This window comes from Sphingomicrobium arenosum (assembly GCF_026157085.1).
In the GTDB taxonomy this organism is placed as follows: Bacteria; Pseudomonadota; Alphaproteobacteria; order Sphingomonadales; family Sphingomonadaceae; genus Sphingomicrobium; species Sphingomicrobium arenosum.
Genome location: NZ_JANPVN010000001.1, coordinates 757,667 through 777,922, shown reverse-complemented (window position 1 = coordinate 777,922; position 20,256 = coordinate 757,667). Strand labels below are relative to the sequence as shown.

Sequence of the window (20,256 nt, the reverse complement as noted above, 5' to 3'; positions counted from 1 at the left end):
CAAGCGACTCGGCACAAAAGCGGGGCTCAGGCCGCGACATTCTCGACGAAACGGTTCAATTCCGCCTGCCGCGCGGCCTCGTCCTCGCGATAGCGCTGCACGTCTTCCCACGCCTTTTCGGACATTTGCGCCTTGAGCGCATCCTCGCGGGCCTGCGCGACGTCGTCGAAATGCTTTTCCGCAACCAGCACGCGAATGACGTTCAACAGATCATCCTTGGCCTTCGACCAGTCGTTGGCGCGATAATAGAAGCTGTAGCCGAGGTCGCGTTTCAGATTTCGATCACGCCATTCAAAAAATGCATCTTCGCGCAGCAGCGCTTCAAGGCCGCTCTCGTCGATATCGGGCGTCTCTACGGCAGCATCGAGGATGATGTGACGCCAGCGGTTTAAGTTCTTATCCTCAATGTCGAGCGCGGCGACCAATTCCGTATGCTCGACCGCCACGTCGGGATAACGAGTCAGCCCGAACAGCACGGCGGTCCGATAGGCGAGGGGGAGGGGCATCTCGCCGCCCTGAGGCAGCGAACGGATGATGCTCGCCATTTCCTGCACCTGGCCCTTGCGAAAGCCATATTGCGCGAAGAAGCGATCCTTGAGGCTCTTCCACGTTTCCGCCGCGAGCCCCGCATCCTCGATCTCGAAGGCGCTTTTCTGGAGCAACTGCTTCAGCTTCTCGCGTTCGACAGGCGACGCGCCGTCGATATTCTCGCTCGCCGTCTTCCACAGGAATTCATCGTAGCGCAGCGAGGAGGCCAGCGCCTTTTCGAACAGCGCCGGCCCGCCCGAGGCGATCATGTCGTCGGGGTCCATGCCGGCGGGCAGGAGGACGAAGCGCAGCGACTGGCTCGGTGCCAGCATCGGCAGGGCGCGGCGCAAGGCACGCTCGGCGGCCCGCCGCCCGGCCTCGTCGCCGTCGAAGCAGAGGATGGGCTCCTCGCTCACCCGCCACATCAGCCGCAGCTGATCTTCGGTGAGCGCGGTGCCCAGGGGCGCGACAACCTCGTCGATCCCCGCCTTGGACAGCGCGATGGCATCCATATAGCCCTCGACGACGATCAGCCGCTCGGCCTTGCGCGCCGCGGTCTGGGCGCGGTCGAGATTGTAGAGCTGCCGCCCCTTGTCGAACAGCGGGGTCTCGGGGCTATTGAGATATTTGGGCTGTCCATCGCCGAGGATGCGCCCGCCGAAGGCGATGACGCGCCCGCGCGCATCGCGAATGGGGATCATCAACCGCCCGCGGAAGCGGTCATAGGGTTCGCGCCCGGGCTCATCGGGCGCGATCACCATTCCGCTATCCACCAGCTTGGGCAGGCCGAAGCGGTCGAGCGCGCGTTTCAGCCGCCCACGATCATCAGGAGCGAAGCCGAGGCGGAACCGCTTGATCAGATCGGGCGTCAGGCCGCGCTTCTCCAGATAGGCGCGCGCGCCCGCGCCTTCGATGCCGCCCAGCTGCTCTTCGTACCAGCTCGCCGCCGCTTCGGTGACGTCGACCAGTTCGGCGCGCTGTTCGGCACGCTTCTGGGCTTGCGGATCGGGAGCGGGGACCTCCATCCCGGCCTTGGATGCCAGTTCCTTGACCGCATCCATGAAGCCCATGCCGCGCCCGTCGACGAGATAGCTGATCGCATCGCCATGCGCCGAGCAGCCGAAGCAGTGATAGAAGCCCTTCTGGTCGTTGATGTAGAAGCTCGGCGTCTTCTCGTCGTGGAAGGGGCAGCAGGCCTTATATTCCTTGCCCGCCTTCTGCAGCCGCACGTCATTGCCGACGACCTCAGACACGCGAATGCGCGCGCGCAGTTCATCGAGGAAGGAGGCAGGAAGGCTCATGGCGCGATGCTGGACCCAAATGCGGTTTTGAGCAAGCGAGACCCGCTCAGCCCGCGAGCTGCTTCTTGGCCGCTGCCGAGGCCTTGGCGGGTTCGATCGCGGCACCGTGGCGGGCGCGAACCTCGCCCATGACGCGGCCCATATCCTTCATGCCGGTCGCGCCGGTATCGGCGATGATCGCGGCGACGGCGGCCTCGATCTCGTCATCGCCCATCTGGGCGGGCAGGAACTGTTCGATCACCGTGATCTCGGCTTCCTCGGCGGCGGCGCGGTCCTCGGCGCCGCCCTTGCGGAACATCTCCGCCGATTCGCGGCGCTGCTTGACCATTTTCTGGAGGACGGCGGTGACATGGGCGTCATCGTCGGCGATCTCGCCGCCGGTACGCGCTTCGATATCCTTGTTCTTCACCTCGGACTGGATGAGGCGGATCGTCGCCACCTTGTCCTTCTCGCCCGCCTTCATGCCCGCGACCATCGCCGCCTTCAGATCATCGCGAATCATTTTCGTCTTCCCGCAAATGGTAAAAGAAAGTCATCTAGCGGGTGAAAAGCGCCCGCTCCACCCGTTGACGAGGGCAACGAACAGGCGTAGCGGCTGTGGCTTAGCAACATCGCCGATATACCCCTGCCAACGGAGCCCAAGCTGCCGATGCCTCAACGCGCGCACCCCCTCGACACCGCCACCGGCATCATCGTCTTCGCCGACGGCCGCACCATCAGGGGGCATGGCTTCGGCGCCGCCGGCGAGGCGGTCGGCGAACTGTGCTTCAACACCGCCATGACCGGCTATCAGGAGGTCATGACCGACCCCAGTTATGCGCGGCAGGTCATCGCCTTCACTTTCCCGCATATCGGCAATGTCGGCGCCAACGACGAAGACGTCGAGGCACCCGTCGCCCATGCGCTGGGCTGCATCACCCGCGAGCTCGTCACCCCGCCGTCCAACTTCCGCAGCCAGCGCAACTTCGCCGCCTGGATGGCCGAACATGGCCGCATCGGCATTTCGGGCGTCGACACGCGCGCGCTGACGCAGCTCGTGCGCGAGGAAGGGCCGCCGACGGTCGTCATCGCTCACGACCCCGACGGCAATTTCGACCTCGCCAAATTGCAGCAGATGGCCAAGGACTGGCCCGGCCTCGAAGGCATGGACCTCGCGCAAGAAGTCTCGCGCCGCCAGCTCGACCAGTGGAGCGACGGTGGTTGGGAGCTGGGGCAGGGTTATAAGCTCGGCCACGCCGACGCGAACGCGCCCCATGTCGTCGCCATCGACTATGGCGCCAAGCACAACATTTTCCGCAACCTCGTCGAGGCGGGCGCGCGGGTGACGGTGGTGCCGGCGACCGCTTCCTACGAAGAGATCATCGCGCATGATCCCGACGGCATCTTCCTGTCGAACGGCCCGGGCGATCCGGCGGCGACGGGCGACTATGCCATCCCGGTCATCCAGCAGCTCCTCGAGACCAAAAAGCCGCTATTCGGCATCTGCCTCGGCCATCAGCTCCTTGCGCTCGCCGTCGGCGGGCAAACGGAAAAGATGTTCCAGGGCCACCGCGGCGCCAACCATCCGGTCAAGCGCTGCGCGGACGGGGTGGTAGAGATCACCAGCATGAACCACGGCTTCGCGGTCAAGCGCGAGGGGCTGCCCGACTTCGTGCGCGAGACCCATGTCAGCCTGTTCGACGACAGCAATTGCGGCATCGAACTCACCGACCGCCCGGCGTTCAGCGTGCAATATCACCCCGAGGCCAGCCCGGGACCGCAGGACAGTTTCTACCTCTTCGAAAAGTTCGTGGGAATGATGCGGTGAAGCTAAGCGTTCTTTTTTCCTTTCTGATTGCGGCTTGTACGATGGGAGATGCAATGGAGAAGGATCAATTGCCCCCTCCGACTGAAGCAGAACGGCGACAGGCACTTGAGCGGGCGGAAGCTTGCGGCCCCGGTGCACAACGCGTTTCGTGGGAGCAGTCGCCCCTCGGAGAATGGCAGTTTGCTATCATTTTGGGCCCGGCTGCTGACAAAGCCCGCTGGTCGGCTTGCCTGAGCGAGATCGAAGACGACATACTTGCCGGGACGAATGCCCATACATGGGTACTCGGCCCTCCCCCTGCCAATGACTAGACGGCATTCTCTTGGGTTTTGGGCCTTCTTTTTCTGGTCCGCTCGTGATTGCAGCCTGCCTTGCAGTGGGCGAGGGTCAGCCCCGGTCCACAGGACAGTTTCAACCTCTTTAGAAAATTCGTTGGGATGATGCGCTAATGCCCGCACGTACTGATATTCAATCCATCCTCGTCATCGGCGCGGGGCCCATTGTCATCGGGCAGGCCGCCGAGTTCGACTATTCGGGCAGCCAGGCCATCAAGGCACTAAAGGAGGAGGGCTATCGCGTCATTGTGGTCAACTCCAACCCCGCCACGATCATGACCGACCCCGGGCTGGCCGACGCGACCTATGTCGAGCCGATCAACCCGCGCGTGGTCGAGAAGATCATCGAGAAGGAAAAGCCCGACGCCATCCTGCCGACCATGGGCGGGCAGACGGCGCTCAACTGCGCGCTCTCGCTCAACAAGCTCGGCATCCTCGAAAAGCATGGCGTCAAGCTCATCGGCGCCACCGCCGAGGCGATCGACAAGGCCGAGGACCGCGAGAAGTTCAAGGCGGCGATGACCAAGATCGGCCTCGAAAGCCCGATCAGCGACATCGCGCACAGCATGGAGGATGCCACCCGCATCCTCGAGACCATCGGCCTTCCCGCGATCATTCGACCGAGCTTCACCTTGGGCGGCACGGGCGGCGGCGTCGCCTATAACAAGGAAGAGTTCGAGAATATCGTAAAGGGCGGGCTCGAAGCCTCGCCCACCACCGAGGTGCTGATCGAGGAGAGCATCGTCGGCTGGAAGGAATATGAGATGGAAGTCGTGCGCGACCGCGCCGACAATGCCATCATCATCTGCTCCATCGAGAATGTCGATCCGATGGGCGTGCATACCGGCGACAGCATCACCGTCGCGCCCGCGCTGACGCTGACCGACAAGGAATATCAGCGCATGCGCTCGGCCTCCATCGCCGTGCTGCGCGAGATCGGGGTGGAGACGGGCGGCTCCAACGTCCAGTTTGCGATCAACCCCAAGGACGGCCGCATGGTCGTCATCGAGATGAACCCGCGCGTGTCGCGTTCCTCGGCGCTGGCGTCCAAGGCCACCGGCTTTCCCATCGCGCGCATCGCGGCGAAACTCGCCATCGGCTACACGCTCGATGAACTTCGCAACGACATCACCGGCGGCGCGACCCCGGCCTCGTTCGAGCCGACCATCGACTATGTCGTCACCAAGATCCCGCGCTTCGCCTTCGAGAAATTCGCTGGGTCGCAGCCCTTGCTGTCGACCGCGATGAAGTCGGTCGGCGAGGTGATGGCGATCGGCCGCAATTTCGCCGAAAGCTTCCAGAAAGCGCTGCGCGGCACCGAGACGGGGTTGAACGGCCTCGACCCGCTGCCCGATCTCGAAGGCGCCACCGAGGCCGAGATCGAGAATGCGCTGGGCCGCGCCACGCCCTTCCGCATCCTCGCCGCCGCGCAGGCGCTGCGTGAGGGCTTCACCGTCGAGCGCATTCACAAGATCGCGCATTTCGACCCGTGGTTCCTGCGCCAGCTGGAGGACATCATTGCGTCCGAACGCGCCGTCGCCGCCGATGGCCTGCCCGGCACCGCGCACGGCATGCGTTATTTGAAGAGCCTCGGCTTCTCCGACGCGCGCCTCGCGCAGCTCTCCGCGCAATCGACCCATGCCGTCGCCGAAGCCGTCGAGGGCAGGGGGATCGTCCATGACGTCCTGAAAGCCATGCACGGCGGCACCACGGAGGCGGAAGTGCGCGCATTGCGCCACAAGCTTGGCGTGCGCCCCGTCTTCAAGCGCATCGACAGCTGCGCTGCCGAATTCGACGCGGTCACGCCCTATCTCTATTCGACCTACGAAGCGCCGCTGTTCGACGAACCCGTCGACGAGGCGGGCGTGTCGGATCGCACCAAGGTCGTCATCCTCGGCGGCGGGCCCAACCGCATCGGGCAGGGCATCGAATTCGATTATTGCTGCGTCCACGCCGCCTTTGCGCTGGGCCGCGACCGGGGGGAGACCGACCCCGACAACAAGGCCGAGGGCCATGAGGTCGTGATGGTCAACTGCAACCCCGAGACCGTCTCGACCGACCCCGACACCTCGGACCGGCTCTATTTCGAACCACTCACCGCCGAAGACGTGCTCGAGATCCTCGAGACCGAGAAGCAGGCGGGCGCCTTGAAGGGCGTCATCGTCCAGCTGGGCGGCCAGACGCCGCTCAAGCTCGCCGCCGATCTCGAAGCTGCGGGCATCCCGATCCTCGGCACCACGCCCGACAGCATCGACCTCGCCGAAGACCGCGAACGCTTTGCCGCGCTCGTCAACAAGCTCGGCCTGACCCAGCCCGACAATGGCATCGCGCGCAGCCGCGACGAGGCGCTCTCGGTGGCGAGCCGCATCGGCTACCCCGTCCTCCTGCGCCCCAGCTACGTGCTCGGCGGACGCGCGATGGAGGTAGTCGACGGCCCCGAACAGCTCGACCATTATATCAACACCGCCGTCTCGGTGTCAGGCAATTCGCCCGTCCTCATCGACCGTTATCTGCGCGATGCGATCGAGGTCGACGTCGATGCGATCTGCGATGGCGATGCGGTCGCAGTGACCGGCATCCTCCAGCATATCGAGGAAGCGGGCGTGCATTCGGGCGACAGTGCCTGCAGCTTGCCGCCTTTCAGCTTGCCACCGCGTATCATCGCCGAGATCGAGCGCCAGACCGAGGCGCTCGGCATGGCGCTCAAGGTGCGCGGCCTGATGAACGTCCAATATGCAGTGAAGGACGGCACAGTCTACCTCATCGAGGTCAACCCGCGTGCCTCGCGCACCGTGCCCTTCGTCGCCAAGGCGATCGGCCGCCCGCTCGCCAAGATCGCGGCGAAGGTGATGGCGGGGGCCAAGCTCGCCGACTTCGCGACCATCGATCGCAAGGTCGATCATTATGCGATCAAGGAGCCGGTCTTCCCCTTCGCCCGCTTCCCCGGCACCGATCCCGTGTTGGGACCGGAAATGAAGAGCACAGGCGAAGTCATGGGAATTGCACGCAGTTTCGACGCTGCCTACGCAAAGGCCCAGCTTGGGGCAGGGACGCGTCACCCGCGCGAAGGCTGCGTCTTCATCTCGGTCAAGGAAAGCGACAAGCCGCATATCCTGACCGCTGCGCGCGATCTCGACATGGCGGGCTTCACGATCATCGCGACCGATGGCACGGCCAATTACCTGTCCGACGAAGGCGTGCGCGTCACCCGCGTCAACAAGGTGGCGCAGGGCCGCCCGCACATCGTCGACAAGATCAAGGACGGCGCCGTCAATCTCGTCTTCAACACGACGGAAGGGTGGCAGAGCCTCAAGGACAGCCAGGATATCCGCGAGGCGGCGCTGAAGGCGCGCATTCCTTACTACACGACTGTCGGGGCGAGCCTCGCGATCGCGCGCATCATTGGCCGGGCCGATCCCGAAACCCTTGATGTTCGCTCGCTCCAGTCCTATTATCCCGGGACCTGAACTTTTCACCAAAAACCGCGAACTTGCATTGCCACGGGCGATGAGGGCGCGGTTTTGACGAAGGATGTTGTTGCGATGGCAAGCGAAAAAGTGCCGATGCTGGCCGAGGGCCACGCCAAGATGAGCGCCGAGGTCAAGCATCTCAAGATGGTCGAACGCCCCGCCGTCATCGACGCGATCGAGGAAGCGCGCGCTCATGGCGACCTGTCGGAAAATGCCGAATATCACGCCGCCAAGGAACGCCAGGGCCAGATCGAGGCGACCATCAGCCATCTCGAGGACCAGCTGGCGCGCGCGATGGTCATAGATCCCGCAACGCTGTCGGGCGACAAGGTGGTGTTCGGCGCGACCGTCCACCTCCTCGACGAGGACGACAACAAGAAGACCTATCAACTGGTCGGCGAGAATGAGGCCGACGCGTCGAAGGGCCGCATCAACTTCAACTCGCCGTTGGCGCGCGCCCTCATTGGCCGCTCGGCCGGCGACGAGGTCGAAGTAACGACGCCGGCGGGCGAGAAATATTACGAGATCGACAAGGTCGAGTTCAAATAATGACCCTGCGGGCGACGGCGACCAATTTCCTGGCTGCCGTCGCCGTGCTCGGCTTTCTCCTGACCGAATATGTCTGGGGGATCTCCGAGACCTACATGGCGGCAGGCTTCATCCCCGCGCGATGGAGCGGGATCGCGCTCGATAGTGTCATTCCCGCTGTGCTCACCCCGCTGACCGCTGCCTTCCTGCACGTCGATGTCACGCACATCGGCTTCAACCTCCTCGTGCTGCTATATTGCGGCAATCTTCTTGAGAGCCGGCTGGGCTCCGTGCGGATGACGATGCTGTTTGTCGCCGGGGCTTATCTCGCGGCGGTGGCGCAATGGTGGGTCGACCCTGCGGCCGCGCTTCCGATGATCGGGGCGAGCGGAGCGGTCAGTGCCATCCTCGGCGCGTTCGCCTTGAGCTTCGGCAGCCGCCGACAGCTTGTCGCGTCGTCTGGGCTGAACCGCTTTCTCAACGCCACATGGCTGTTCCTCTTCTGGATCGCCTTCCAATATGCGCTCGACCTCTATGGCCGGGTCGAAGGCACGTTGATCGCCACACCTGCTCATGTCGGCGGCTTTCTCGCCGGGCTCTTGTTGCACCGCTGGCTTTCCCCCGTTCGCAGAAGCCTACTTCCCCCGAGCCCGCCCACCGCCTAGGTCGGACACATGCCCCTTTCGACCGTAGTCGCTTTCACCCTCGCCGCCGCGACCAGCGAGCCCTCACTGCACCGTTGCGGCGACAGCTTCCTGCGCGCCGGTGAGCATGAACTTCATGTCAAGGACTGGGGACGGCCGGGTGATGTCACCGTCCTGTTCGAAAGCGGCAATGGCAATGACGGCAACGTCTGGGACGATATGGCCAAACGTCTGCGCGACAGGGGCCTGCGCACCATCCAATATGATCGCGCCGGGCTGGGGCAAAGCGGCCCGCGTCCGGGCGAGCACTATGATGTCGTCCGCGAAGTCAGTGTGATCGGAGAATTGCTCGATCACTGCCTTGTCAGCGCGCCCGTCCTCCTTGTGGCGCACAGCTATGGGGGCATGACGGGGCTAATGCTGGCCGAGCGCGACGAGCGGATCGCAGCCGTGCTGCTCCTCGATGCGATCATTCCCGATGACCCGACCCCCGATCGGGTCGAGGCGATCCTCGAGGAATATCGTCCGCAATATGCCGCCGTGCGCGAGGCGGCGCCGGCGCTGGCCGATCACATCATTCCGTTGATGGAGGCCTGGCCGCAGAGCGCGGCGATCTTCGCGAACGTCGAGCTCGACCCGCGCCTGCCGATCTATTCGCTCGTCACCGACGGCGCATTGGCGACGGAAACCGAACAGCGTGATTGGCGCGCCTCGCACCGCGCCTTCGCGACAGCCTCTCCCTATCGCTTCGTTCGGATCGACGAAAGCGCGGGTCACAAGGTCGTGGCCGAGCGCCCCGATTGGGTCGAGGCGTCGGCCATGCAGCTGGTGGAATGGATCAGGGGCGGCAAGGCGCGGGGCGAATAAGCCCCGCGGCCTCAGGCCTGTTCGTCGAGCGCGGCGGTGTCGGGCTCGAGCAGGCGGTGAAGGTGCACCACCACATATTTCATCTCGGCATCGTCGACGGTGCGCTGCGCCGCGCCGCGCCAAGCGTCCTCGGCAGCGGCATAGCTGTCGTACAGGCCGACGAGGTCGAGGTTCTTGAGATCGGTGAATTCAAGGCCGCGCGGATCCTTGACCCGACCGCCGAAGACGAGGTGAAGCTTGCTCATGGGCGGCCCGCTAGCAGAAGTTCACTGCCAAGCAAAGCCGCCCGTTCGAACATTTAAGCCTCGCTGGTGCCACGCGCCGCACGTGCACCGGCTTCGGCCGAACTGCGCGCGGCTTCACCGACGCCGCGGGCAATGTCGCGCACGGCATTTTCAGCGGCGTCAGCGGTCAGGCCGCGCTGCTCGAGCTGGCGCTGTCCGGCCTCTCGTGCCGCGTCGAAGGCGCTGTGCGCGCGGGTGTTGATGTTGCTCCCGACATCGCGGAGCAATTGCTGTTCGCGGCGGCTGCGCGGGATAAGGGCGCCAATGATGAGCCCGAGCGCGAGCCCGCCACCCAAGGCGACGAGCGGATTGTTCTCGATCCCTTCGCCGGTCTTGCGCGCGCCGGTACGGGCACCCTGGCGGGTCCGATCATAGGCACGCACGGCGCTGGCGCGGCTCGTTTCATAAGCGCGGCTGGCGCCGTCACGCAGATCGCCCGCAGCCTTGCTGGCCTTGGCCTTCGCCTTGCCGGCGGTTTCACGGGCCTTGTCGCCCGCCTGTTGTGCCTTGTCCTTCACACTCATCACACATCCTCCGTTTTCTTGGTTCGACGCGGCTTGTCGGCCTTCGTCTTGGCCGCCTTGGGCGCCGGTTTCTTCTTTTCTTCAATCGGTCTGCTGGCTTCCTGGAACTCAGCGACGCTCGGTGCCTTGGTCGCCGTGCGACGCGTTCGCCGTGGCGGCGGCTTGGCCGCCGGAGCCTCGGGCGGCGATGGGGCAGGGGCGTCGCCCCCGTCCTCTTCTTCGCCGCGCGCCGCCTGATAGGCCTTCACCGCCATCTCACCGACCGGCTTGCGGGCAAGAAAAAGGCCGATCGCCGCGGCAATCCCGCCGACGAGCCAGGGTTTGGCCTTGGCTTCGAGATAGGCGTCATGCACGGCATCGCCGGACTTGCGCTTGACCTTTTCCCACGCCTGTTCGGCGAGGAGGTCGGGGGCGAGGCGGCGTTTCGCTTCGCCGAGCGCATATTTGGTCGAATGCATCAACTGGGCCCGCTTGGCCTCGACCGCATTCTTGGCGTCGATCAATTCGGGATCGATACTCATGATCCACCTTCCAGCTTGTTCTTGCCGATCATCGCGAGCGCTCCCGCCACGGCAAGCAGCAACACGGTCGCCGCGATGCCGCCGGCAAGAGGGCCAACCAGCGTTGCGAGCGCCATCGTCACGCCGACTGCGAAGGCGATGAGCGCGGCCGTGGCGAAGACGGCCGCAAGGGCGAACCAGACGACCGCCTGCTTATAGGGGCGGACCTCGCTCTTCACCTTGGCCTTGGCGTAGTTGATCTCCGCCTCGGCAAGTTCGCGCGCATCCTCCACCACGCGCCCCATCAGGTCACCGATGGAGGCGTCGGGGTCGTAATTTTGCGGATCGGACCGCTCGGCGACGCTCAACCCGTCTCTCCCTTAAGCCTGCGGGCTCGGATCGATGACAGGATCGTTGTCGATCACCGGCTCATAGCCATCATCATCATAATCGCCGCGTTCGGCATCGAAGCCCGACTGGATCACGCGCGCCAGAGCGAAACCGACGATCGCCGCCGCGCCGAGCGCGATGCCCGGGCTCTTCTTCACGAAGCCGCGCAGATCATCGACAAGCTCGTCGGGATCCTTCGCCGCAATTTTTTGCGCCGTCTCGTCGAGATAGCGCGCGGTCGAGCGGGCATAGTCGCCATATTCGGCGCCGAGCTGCTCATCGATGCTGCCCGCCGTATCGCCGACGAGGCGCGACATCGAGCCAATCGCTTCCGAGCCCTTGGAGAGCCCGTCGCCGATCATGCCGCGGGTCTTGCCCGCCGCTTCCTTGGCCACGCTCTGGCGCGCTTCGTTCACTTTGGCGACGACCTTGTCGCGCTTGGTCTGGCTGGTATTCGCTTCTTCCACGATCAACTCCGCTTCCATGTCGCTAGCCGTGCGGGTGGCGCCGGGAATGATCCGGTCGGTGCCCTCGGGCAGCTTTTCGGTCTCGATGGCCATTAGAAACTCCTTACTTGTCGTTCAATGAGGCCAACCCGTCAGACCCCGTCGCTGTTCCCCCGAAACGACCTTCATGTTGCGCTGCACAGGGTGCTTCGACTAAGGCCCGCGACGAACCGACATCTTATGCCGGACGAACTCATTTCGCTAGAGGAACGACCATGCCCGCCATCATCGACATCTTCGCCCGCCAGATCCTCGACAGCCGGGGCAACCCCACGGTCGAAGTCGACGTGACGCTCGAAGATGGCTCGATGGGGCGCGCTGCGGTGCCTTCGGGTGCCTCGACCGGCGCCTACGAGGCGGTCGAGCTGCGCGATGGCGACAAGGCCTATTATGGCGGCAAGGGCGTCACCAAGGCGATCGCGGCGGTCAACGGCCCGATCAGCGATGCGCTGATGGGCATGGAAGCCGAGGAGCAGGCCGAGATCGACGCGGTGATGGTCGACCTCGACGGCACCGACAACAAGGCCAAGCTGGGTGCCAATGCGATCCTCGGCGTCAGCCTCGCCACGGCCAAGGCCGCTGCCGAAGCCTGCGCACTGCCGCTTTACCGCTATGTCGGCGGGGTGGGGGCCACCATCCTGCCGGTGCCGATGATGAATATCCTCAACGGCGGCGCCCACGCCGACAATCCGATCGACTTCCAGGAATTCATGATCATGCCGGTCGGCGCCGACAGCTTCTCCGAAGCGCTGCGCCACGGCACCGAGATCTTTCATGCGCTGAAAGGCGCGCTGGCCGAGCGCGGCCTGTCGACGGCGGTTGGCGACGAGGGAGGCTTCGCGCCCGCCATCGGGTCGAGCCGCGAGGCATTGGACCTTGTCGGCGAAGCCTGCGACCTCGCGGGCTTCACGCTGGGCAAGGAAATCCTCGTCGCGCTCGATTGCGCCGCCACCGAGTTCCATGTCGATGGCAAGTATGAATTGAAGGGCGAGGGGCGTTCGCTGAGCTCGGCCGAGATGGTCGATGAGCTGGCCAAGCTGGCCGCCGACTATCCCATCGCCTCGATCGAGGACGGCATGGGCGAGGATGATTGGGAAGGCTGGAAGCTCCTGACCGAACGGCTCGGCGACAAGGTGCAGCTCGTCGGCGATGACCTTTTCGTCACCAACACCGAACGCCTCGCGCGCGGGATCGAGGGGGGCATGGCCAACTCGCTGCTCGTCAAGGTCAACCAGATCGGCACCTTGACCGAGACGGTCGAGGCCGTGCGCATGGCGCAGAACGCGCGCTACACCTCGGTCATGAGCCATCGTTCGGGCGAGACCGAGGATGCGACCATCGCCGACCTCGCGGTCGCGCTCTCCTGCGGCCAGATCAAGACCGGTAGCCTCGCCCGCTCGGACCGCACGGCCAAGTACAACCAGTTGCTGCGCATCGAGGAAGAGCTGGGCGACAATGGCTGCTATCCCGGCCGCGACGCCTTCAAGGTCAAGCTGGGCTGATTCACCGTTCCAAATCAGGTCGTTCCGGCCATAAAAGGACTTGGTGAACGCCGCGTTATATGTTTAAGGTTACGCCATGAGCGTGGGCACGAAAACGAGGGGGGCAATGCGCCGGGTGATCTGGCCGCTCTTCGCGTTCGTCATCATAGGCAATTTCGCAGGCTATGCGATCGCGGGCGACAATGGCCTCATGGCCTGGGGCGGCTATTATCGCGCGCTCGAGGAACGCGAGGCTGAATTGGCCGCGCTGACCGCCGAGCGTGATGCGCTGCGCCACCGCTCCGAGCTCCTCGACCCCAAGGCCGCCGATCCCGACATGGCCGAGGAACTGGTGCGCCGCGATCTGGGTTTGATCCGCGAGGACGAGATCATCATCTCGCTCGATTAAGCGGTCGCCCGGCGTTTTCGACACGGCTTGCGTGAACGTTCACACGGTTCACCTTCCCTTACGTCAATCCGCGATTGCCAAGCGGCCCCGCGCCTTTTACTAGAGCGCGCGACCAACAGGAGAGATCATGGCGAAGAAGCCCGCCAAGAAGGCGCCCGCGACCAAATCCGCCGCGCCCAAGGACAATTTCGAACGCCCGCCGCAGCCGACGCGCTATGAGGCGAGCCAGGAAGAGCTGCTCGATTTTTACAAGCAGATGCTGCTCATTCGCCGATTCGAGGAGCGCGCGGGCCAGCTCTACGGCCTCGGCCTGATCGGTGGCTTCTGCCACCTCTATATCGGTCAGGAAGCGGTGGCGGTTGGCCTGCAATCGGCGATGACCGTCGGCAAGGACAGCGTCATCACCGGCTATCGCGACCATGGCCATATGCTGGCCTATGGCATCGATCCTAATCTCATCATGGCCGAACTGACCGGGCGCGCCGCCGGCATCTCGAAGGGCAAGGGCGGTTCGATGCACATGTTCAGCGTCGAACATGGCTTCTATGGCGGCCACGGCATCGTCGGCGCGCAGGTCTCGCTCGGTACCGGTCTCGCCTTCAAGCATCAGTATAGCGGGGATGGCGGGGTCAACCTCAGCTATTTCGGTGACGGCGCAGCCAACCAGGGCCAGGTCTACGAGAGCTTCAACATGGCCGAGCTGTGGAATCTGCCGGTCATCTACGCGATCGAGAACAACCATTATGCAATGGGCACGAGCGTGAAGCGTCACAGCTCAGAACCCGAGCTCTACAAGCGCGGCGAGAGCTTCCAGATCCCTGGTATCCAGGTCGATGGCATGGACGTGCTCGCGGTGCGCGGCGCTGCCGAAGTGGCTCTCGAATGGACGCGCTCGGGCAAGGGGCCGATCCTCTTGGAGCTCATGACCTACCGCTATCGCGGCCACTCCATGTCGGACCCTGCCAAATATCGCACCCGCGACGAGGTCGAAGGCTTCCGCGGCGAGCGCGATCCGTTGGAGCAGGCCAAGCAGGAATTGCTCTCGATGGGCGCCAGCGAGGATGATCTCAAGGCGATCGACAAAGAGATCAAGGAGCGCGTGAAGGAGGCGGCGGACTTTGCCGAACACGCCCCCGAACCCGAGGCATCCGAATTGTACACTGACGTTCTGGTGGAGAATTACTAATGGCCACCGAACTGAAAATGCCCGCGCTCTCGCCGACGATGGAAGAGGGCACGCTCGCCAAGTGGCTCAAGGCCGAGGGTGACAGCGTGGCCGCCGGCGACATCATCGCCGAGATCGAGACCGACAAGGCGACGATGGAGTTCGAGGCCGTGGACGAAGGCGTCCTCCTCAAGATCCTCGTGCCCGAAGGCACCGACAACGTTGCGGTCGGCACCGCCATCGCGATGATCGGCGAGGAAGGCGAGGAAGCTGACTTCTCCGCCGCCGCGCCAGAAACCCCGGCCCACGCGCCGAGCCAAGGCGAGGGCAAGGCGATCGGCCGCGAGGAAAGCGAAGCGCCGATTACGCAGGACCTGCCGGCCACCGAAAAGGTCAGCCACGTCGATGCCGACCTTCCCGAGGGCACCGAGATGCAGGCCACGACCGTGCGCGAAGCCTTGCGCGATGCGATGGCCGAGGAAATGCGCGCCGATGATCGCGTCTTCGTGATGGGCGAGGAAGTCGCCGAATATCAGGGCGCCTATAAGGTCACGCAGGGGCTTCTCGACGAGTTCGGTGCGCGCCGCGTCATCGACACGCCGATCACCGAATATGGCTTTGCCGGCATCGGGTCGGGCGCGGCGATGGGCGGCCTCCGCCCGGTCATCGAGTTCATGACCTTCAACTTCGCCATGCAGGCGATCGACCACATCATCAACTCGGCGGCCAAGACCAATTACATGTCAGGCGGCCAGATGCGCTGCCCGATCGTCTTCCGCGGTCCCAATGGCGCGGCCTCGCGCGTCGCCGCGCAGCACAGCCAGAATTACGGCCCGTGGTATGCGAGCGTACCTGGCCTCATCGTCATCGCGCCCTATAGCGCGGCCGACGCAAAGGGCCTTCTCAAGGCCGCGATCCGTTCCGAAGACCCCGTTGTCTTCCTTGAGAACGAATTGCTTTACGGCCAGAATTTCGACGTGCCGCAGGTCGATGATTATGTCCTTCCCATCGGCAAGGCCCGCATCGCCCGCGAAGGCAGCGACGTTACCATCGTGAGCTACTCGATCGGTGTGGGTGTCGCCCTCGATGCGGCCAACAAGCTGGCCGAGGAAGGCATCGACGCCGAGGTGATCGACCTTCGCACGCTGCGGCCCCTCGACAAGGGCACGGTGCTCGCGAGCCTCGCCAAGACCAACCGCCTGGTCTGCGTCGAGGAAGGCTGGCCCGGCTGCTCGATCTCTTCGGAAATCGCTGCCATTGCGATGGAGGAAGGCTTCGACGATCTCGATGCCCCCGTCCTTCGCGTCGCCAATGCCGACGTGCCGCTGCCTTATGCCGCCAACCTCGAAAAGCTCGCGCTGATCAAGCCCGAGCAGGTCGTCGAGGCGGTGAGGAAGGTTACCTATCGCTGAGGGCGCGTTGACGCCCGACCGGGCGTTGGCGCTCACCCATTTTCCGGCACCGCTGCGGGATGCGGTCGAGGCGGTTCTCCGTCTCGACGCCACGCTGGCCGAAGTCGTCGCCGCCACCACCGAGCCGATGATCGGGACGATCCGGCTCGCCTGGTGGCGCGAGGCGCTGGAGAAACTCGACCGCGAACCTGCGCCTGCCGAGCCGCGACTGGCGGCGCTTGCGGAGCATGTCCTCCCGCGCGGCGTGACGGGGGAAATGCTCGCACTAATCGAGGACGGCTATGCCACCTTGCTCGAGCCGCAGGTCGACGTGCATCGCGTGGGGCAGGGCGGGGCCGCGCTCTTCTGGGTCATCTCCACGCTGCTTGGTGGTGACGATGGTTATCTCGGCAAGGCTGGTGCGATCGCGATGCTGGCGCGGGTGAGGGGGATGGTGCCTGACGATGTAGCGCCGACCGCCCATGCGCTGATGCGCGATCTGAAGGGGCATCGCTTTCCGGTCAAACTGCGCCCCCTGACACTGCTCGCCCGCCTCGCCGCGCGCGATTTCCTGCGCCGCGAGCCCGAACCCGAAGCGACACCCGGGCGCGCCTTCGCGATGCTCAGCCATCGCCTGTCGGGGATCGTATCGGGAGCGAATTGACCGCGCCGACCCAAGCGCGTTAGAAGGGGCCTGCCGGATCGCCAGAGAAGGAAGCGCTTATGCTTCGCTGGATTTCCGGCCTGTCCGCCCTGCTCGTTGCATCCGTCGGCGCCGTGCTGATTGCGCGCGGGCAGCCAAGCGACGAATCCCTGTTGTCCGATGCGCCCGCTGCGGAGGCGGCCGCCGTGACCGAAGAGGCCCGCGACCTCCCGACGATCCCGGAAATCGCCGAACCACCGGCGGCCGACCCGTTGTCCAAGGAAGAGAAGCGGTTCAACCGCGTGGACAAGGACGGCGACGAGATCATCACGCTGTCCGAAATGGTGCATCCACGTCGTGGCCGCTTTGCCAACCTCGACTTGGATGGCGACGGAACGCTGCGCTTCGAGGAGTGGGCGATCACCACCATCGAGAAGTTCGAGGGGGCCGACGCCAATGGCGATGCGCGCCTGACGCGCGGCGAATATGCGACCACCGCGCCCAAGCCGCGCAAGCCCAAGCCGACCTGCGACTGCTGACCTATTTAAGCGGCCTCGGACTCGATGACGGGGGGCGCCTGGTCCTCGAGACCCTGCTCGATAAGCCAGGCAGCAAAGGCGCCGCGCGCCCGCTCGGTATATTTGAGCCGACGGTTGGCCTTCTTCATCTTGCCCGCAATTGGCGGCATGAGCCCGAAATTGATGTTCATCGGCTGATAGGTCTCGGCCTCGGCGCCGCCCGTAATGTGCGAGAGGAGGGCGCCGAAAGCGGTCTCGACGGGCGGTGCCTCGAACGCCTCGCCCTTGACTTCAGCAGCGGTGAAACGCGCCGCCATCATCCCCACCGCCGCACTTTCAAGATAACCCTCGCAGCCCGTGATCTGCCCGGCGAAGCGAATATGCGGCATCGACTTCAGGCGAAGCTGCTCATCGAGCAGTTCGGGCGAACGGATGAAGCTGTTGCGGTGAATGCCGCCCAACCGCGCGAATTCGGCTTTCTCCAGCCCCGGGATCATCCGGAAAATCTCGGTCTGCGCGCCATATTTGAGCTTGGTCTGGAAACCGACGATATTCCAAAGCGTGCCGAGCGAATTGTCCTGCCGCAGCTGGACGACCGCATAGGGCCAGCGGCCGGTGCGCGGATCATCGAGCCCGACCGGCTTCATCGGCCCGTGGCGCAGCGTTTCCACCCCGCGCTCGGCCATCACCTCGATCGGCATGCAGCCCTCGAAATAGGGCGTGTCCTTCTCCCATTCCTTGAACTCGGTCTTCTCGCCGTCGATCAGCGCCTGGACGAAGGCCTCATACTGCGACTTGTCCATCGGACAGTTGAGATAGTCCTTGCCATCGCCCTTGTCCCAGCGGCTCTGGAACCAGGCCACGTCCATATCGACGCTATCCTTATGGACGATGGGCGCGATCGCATCGAAAAAGGCGAGGGCGTCCTTGCCGGTCGCGGCCGCGATGCTGTCGGCAAGCGCCGAGCCGGTGAGGGGGCCGGTGGCGACGATGGTGGTGCCATTGACAGGGAGGGCGTCGACCCGTTCGCGCACCACCTTGATGTTGGCATGACCTTGAATCGCCTCTGTGACGCCGTTCGCGAAACCGTCGCGATCAACCGCCAGCGCCGAGCCTGCGGGCACCTTGTGCGCGTCGGCCTTGGCCATGATGAGCGAACCGAGGCGCCGCATTTCCTGGTGCAGCAGCCCGACCGCGTTCGAATTTGCATCGTCCGAGCGAAAGCTGTTCGAGCAGACCATTTCGGCGAGCTGGTCGCTGTCATGCGCGGGCGTCGTGTCGCCGCCGCCGCGCATCTCGAAAAGCCTCACCTTCACACCAGCCTCGGCGAGCTGCCAGGCCGCTTCCGACCCCGCGAGCCCGCCGCCGATAATCGTCACTTCATGCGTCATGCTCGGCGCTTTAGCGTTCCCGGGCGGCGCGGTCGAGCGCTCGCTTGCGACCGAACAAGGCGACCAGTACTCCGGTCACGCCGATCCAGATCGCAAACTCCTCGAGATCGAACAGCAGCGCAGGCCCCGCGCTGATTGAAAGGCCGGCGACGAATGTCATGAGCGGATCGGGGATGCCGTCCCCCTTGCGCGCGATGCCCAGCAAGGCGTGTCCGACGAGCCAGCAGGGCAGGATCGCGATGATCAAACCGACGAGACAGACAGGAATCATGAAGACGAAGAAGCCGAAGATGTCCTTTGAGGACAGCGACACCGCCTGATTATCCGAGGTCAGCATGAAGATCATCATGATGGTGAAATAGATCGGCCCGGCCACGAGTGCGGCATCCACGGCGGCCGCGGTCACGTGACGGCGAGCAGGAGCGATCGGCATGAGTTTTCTCCTTTTTGACGAACGGGCACCGGGACCGCGAAGCGAGCGCGGCCCCGGCCGCCGCGTCAGGCGCGCGCCTGGGCGCATTCTTCACCGGCAAGCCAACCATTCACTTTTCGCCCGAAGTGCGAGATCGCGCTCATATTGAAAAAGTGCATGGCGCCCAGCACGACCACGGCGAGCCCGACCTTGGACGACAGGAAACGGATCATCTCGGACACGCTCTCGGGCTCCGATCCGATCGACAGGGTCAACAGGATGAAGCCCAGGTTGACGAGGTAGAAGCCCACCACCAGCAGGTGATTGGTCGAGTGGGCAAGCTCGTCATTCTGGGCAAAGCAGCGCTTGAGAAAAACCACGCCGTTCACCGAAAGGGTACGCGCCACCCAGATGGTGATCGCGATCGAGATGGCGAGATAGAGCAGATAGGCGATTTCCGCGTACATTTTTCGATCCTTCGGTTATTTCGGTGAAAACAGAAATTGGTGGGTAAATATATGCCTGGCTGGGGCGGCGAGGGGCCGACTATTCCTTCCTCGATCCGGGGATGAAGCGGGCAACCCCGGCGCCGAGCTTCATCAGCGCGACGAGGGTCGATTTGGGCAGGCGGCGGACCTGTTCATGCCAAGTGGCAAGGTTGCCCATGAAGTCGTGCATGCGGATAATCCGCTCGCGCACCTGCTTGGGGGCGCTCTTGTCTTTCTTCAGATCGGCGGACAGCTGCTCGAGCATCCTGATCGTCGGCTCTACTTCGCGCTTGCGCCGTTCGTCGGTAACCTTGAGAAAGATGTCCCACAGGTCGGTCTCGCCGACGAAATGATCGCGGCGGTCGCCCTCGACATGGACGCGGCGCACGATGCCATAGGCCTGCAATTCGCGCACGGCGGTCGACACATTCGACCGCGCAAGCCCGAGCGCGTCGACGATTTCCTCCGCATGAAGCGGGCGGTCGGACAGGTAGAGCAATGCATGGATCTGGCTCTGCGAACGGTTCACGCCCCATTGCGTGCCCATCTCGCCCCAATGGAGAATGAAGGCCTTGGCGGCCGGATGATCCATCACGCTCATGATTGCTATTTCTGTAAAGACAGAAATTGGGGAAAGCAAGAGCGATCTCGGGGGCCTTGCTGCGGCAGAACGC

The 20,256-nt window shown here is 64.2% G+C and carries 22 protein-coding genes; 11 read left to right on the top strand and 11 right to left on the bottom strand.

Going from position 1 to position 20,256, the window contains the following annotated elements:
- Positions 1 to 26 precede the first annotated feature (26 nt).
- Together dnaG and NUW51_RS03650 are read right to left on the bottom strand one after the other, a co-directional pair.
- Positions 27 to 1,829, bottom strand: coding sequence for a DNA primase (gene dnaG / locus NUW51_RS03655; protein ID WP_265562863.1), 1,803 nt, complete (start codon positions 1,827 to 1,829; stop codon positions 27 to 29).
- Positions 1,830 to 1,875: 46 nt separating this feature from the next.
- Positions 1,876 to 2,331, bottom strand: a complete 456-nt coding sequence (locus NUW51_RS03650) for a GatB/YqeY domain-containing protein (RefSeq protein ID WP_265562861.1) — start codon at positions 2,329 to 2,331, stop codon at positions 1,876 to 1,878.
- A 147-nt stretch (positions 2,332 to 2,478) separates the two neighbouring features.
- Between NUW51_RS03650 and carA the strand changes: the two genes are divergently transcribed.
- The 5 genes from carA to NUW51_RS03625 all read left to right on the top strand — a co-directional run bounded on the left by carA (position 2,479) and on the right by NUW51_RS03625 (position 9,480).
- Positions 2,479 to 3,636 carry a glutamine-hydrolyzing carbamoyl-phosphate synthase small subunit gene (gene carA / locus NUW51_RS03645; protein ID WP_265562859.1) on the top strand — a complete coding sequence of 386 codons (1,158 nt, stop codon included), beginning with the start codon at positions 2,479 to 2,481 and terminating at the stop codon, positions 3,634 to 3,636.
- 448 nt (positions 3,637 to 4,084) lie between these two features.
- Positions 4,085 to 7,438: a carbamoyl-phosphate synthase large subunit gene (gene carB / locus NUW51_RS03640; protein WP_265562857.1), complete on the top strand. Its 3,354-nt coding sequence runs from the start codon at positions 4,085 to 4,087 to the stop codon at positions 7,436 to 7,438.
- 75 nt (positions 7,439 to 7,513) lie between these two features.
- Positions 7,514 to 7,990, top strand: coding sequence for a transcription elongation factor GreA (gene greA / locus NUW51_RS03635; RefSeq protein ID WP_265562855.1), 477 nt, complete (start codon positions 7,514 to 7,516; stop codon positions 7,988 to 7,990).
- Positions 7,990 to 8,634 (top strand): rhomboid family intramembrane serine protease, encoded by a 645-nt coding sequence (locus NUW51_RS03630; protein WP_265562853.1) that lies wholly within the window; start codon positions 7,990 to 7,992, stop codon positions 8,632 to 8,634. Before greA ends, NUW51_RS03630 begins: the two co-directional genes overlap by 1 nt.
- A 9-nt stretch (positions 8,635 to 8,643) precedes the next feature.
- On the top strand, positions 8,644 to 9,480 hold the full coding sequence (locus NUW51_RS03625) for an alpha/beta fold hydrolase (protein WP_265562851.1): 837 nt from the start codon (positions 8,644 to 8,646) through the stop codon (positions 9,478 to 9,480).
- An 11-nt stretch (positions 9,481 to 9,491) separates the two neighbouring features.
- On the opposite strand, the gene NUW51_RS03620 is transcribed toward NUW51_RS03625, so the two are convergent.
- The 5 genes from NUW51_RS03620 to NUW51_RS03600 are packed head-to-tail and all read right to left on the bottom strand — an operon-like array spanning position 9,492 to position 11,738.
- Positions 9,492 to 9,725, bottom strand: coding sequence for a DUF4170 domain-containing protein (locus NUW51_RS03620; RefSeq protein ID WP_265562849.1), 234 nt, complete (start codon positions 9,723 to 9,725; stop codon positions 9,492 to 9,494).
- Between the two features lie 53 nt (positions 9,726 to 9,778).
- Positions 9,779 to 10,288, bottom strand: coding sequence for a hypothetical protein (locus tag NUW51_RS03615; RefSeq protein WP_265562847.1), 510 nt, complete (start codon positions 10,286 to 10,288; stop codon positions 9,779 to 9,781).
- Positions 10,288 to 10,809: a hypothetical protein gene (locus tag NUW51_RS03610; protein WP_265562844.1), complete on the bottom strand. Its 522-nt coding sequence runs from the start codon at positions 10,807 to 10,809 to the stop codon at positions 10,288 to 10,290. Before NUW51_RS03610 ends, NUW51_RS03615 begins: the two co-directional genes overlap by 1 nt.
- Entirely contained in the window at positions 10,806 to 11,156 is a 351-nt protein-coding gene (locus NUW51_RS03605) for a phage holin family protein (protein ID WP_265562842.1), read from the bottom strand. The genes NUW51_RS03610 and NUW51_RS03605 overlap by 4 nt, the downstream gene beginning before the upstream one ends.
- Before the next feature lie 12 nt (positions 11,157 to 11,168).
- The gene (locus NUW51_RS03600) at positions 11,169 to 11,738 is read right to left on the bottom strand and encodes a hypothetical protein (protein WP_265562839.1); all 570 of its coding nucleotides are present in this window, start codon (positions 11,736 to 11,738) and stop codon (positions 11,169 to 11,171) included.
- A gap of 161 nt (positions 11,739 to 11,899) precedes the next feature.
- Here NUW51_RS03600 and eno point away from each other — a divergent pair, with 161 nt between their 5' ends.
- From eno to NUW51_RS03570, 6 genes are all read left to right on the top strand, one after another.
- On the top strand, positions 11,900 to 13,186 hold the full coding sequence (gene eno / locus NUW51_RS03595; protein ID WP_265562837.1) for a phosphopyruvate hydratase: 1,287 nt from the start codon (positions 11,900 to 11,902) through the stop codon (positions 13,184 to 13,186).
- Between the two features lie 106 nt (positions 13,187 to 13,292).
- A complete protein-coding gene (locus tag NUW51_RS03590; RefSeq protein WP_265562835.1) occupies positions 13,293 to 13,574 on the top strand; it encodes an FtsB family cell division protein in 282 nt (93 codons plus the stop codon).
- A gap of 127 nt (positions 13,575 to 13,701) precedes the next feature.
- Positions 13,702 to 14,760, top strand: coding sequence for a pyruvate dehydrogenase (acetyl-transferring) E1 component subunit alpha (pdhA, locus tag NUW51_RS03585; RefSeq protein WP_265562833.1), 1,059 nt, complete (start codon positions 13,702 to 13,704; stop codon positions 14,758 to 14,760).
- Complete coding sequence (locus NUW51_RS03580; RefSeq protein WP_265562831.1) at positions 14,760 to 16,151, top strand: pyruvate dehydrogenase complex E1 component subunit beta; 1,392 nt, start codon at positions 14,760 to 14,762, stop codon at positions 16,149 to 16,151. The genes pdhA and NUW51_RS03580 overlap by 1 nt, the downstream gene beginning before the upstream one ends.
- A 7-nt stretch (positions 16,152 to 16,158) precedes the next feature.
- Complete coding sequence (locus NUW51_RS03575; protein WP_265562829.1) at positions 16,159 to 16,794, top strand: squalene/phytoene synthase family protein; 636 nt, start codon at positions 16,159 to 16,161, stop codon at positions 16,792 to 16,794.
- A 59-nt stretch (positions 16,795 to 16,853) separates the two neighbouring features.
- On the top strand, positions 16,854 to 17,312 hold the full coding sequence (locus NUW51_RS03570) for a CREC-EF hand family protein (RefSeq protein ID WP_265562827.1): 459 nt from the start codon (positions 16,854 to 16,856) through the stop codon (positions 17,310 to 17,312).
- A 5-nt stretch (positions 17,313 to 17,317) separates the two neighbouring features.
- Here the strand turns inward: NUW51_RS03570 and trmFO are convergent, their stop codons facing one another.
- The 4 genes from trmFO to NUW51_RS03550 form a co-directional block, all read right to left on the bottom strand.
- Positions 17,318 to 18,682 (bottom strand): methylenetetrahydrofolate--tRNA-(uracil(54)-C(5))-methyltransferase (FADH(2)-oxidizing) TrmFO, encoded by a 1,365-nt coding sequence (gene trmFO, locus NUW51_RS03565; RefSeq protein ID WP_265562825.1) that lies wholly within the window; start codon positions 18,680 to 18,682, stop codon positions 17,318 to 17,320.
- Positions 18,683 to 18,692: 10 nt separating this feature from the next.
- Complete coding sequence (locus tag NUW51_RS03560; protein WP_265562822.1) at positions 18,693 to 19,115, bottom strand: hypothetical protein; 423 nt, start codon at positions 19,113 to 19,115, stop codon at positions 18,693 to 18,695.
- Positions 19,116 to 19,180: 65 nt separating this feature from the next.
- Positions 19,181 to 19,561 (bottom strand): hypothetical protein, encoded by a 381-nt coding sequence (locus NUW51_RS03555; protein WP_265562820.1) that lies wholly within the window; start codon positions 19,559 to 19,561, stop codon positions 19,181 to 19,183.
- Positions 19,562 to 19,640: 79 nt separating this feature from the next.
- The gene (locus NUW51_RS03550; RefSeq protein ID WP_265562818.1) at positions 19,641 to 20,183 is read right to left on the bottom strand and encodes a GbsR/MarR family transcriptional regulator; all 543 of its coding nucleotides are present in this window, start codon (positions 20,181 to 20,183) and stop codon (positions 19,641 to 19,643) included.
- Positions 20,184 to 20,256: the final 73 nt, after the last annotated feature.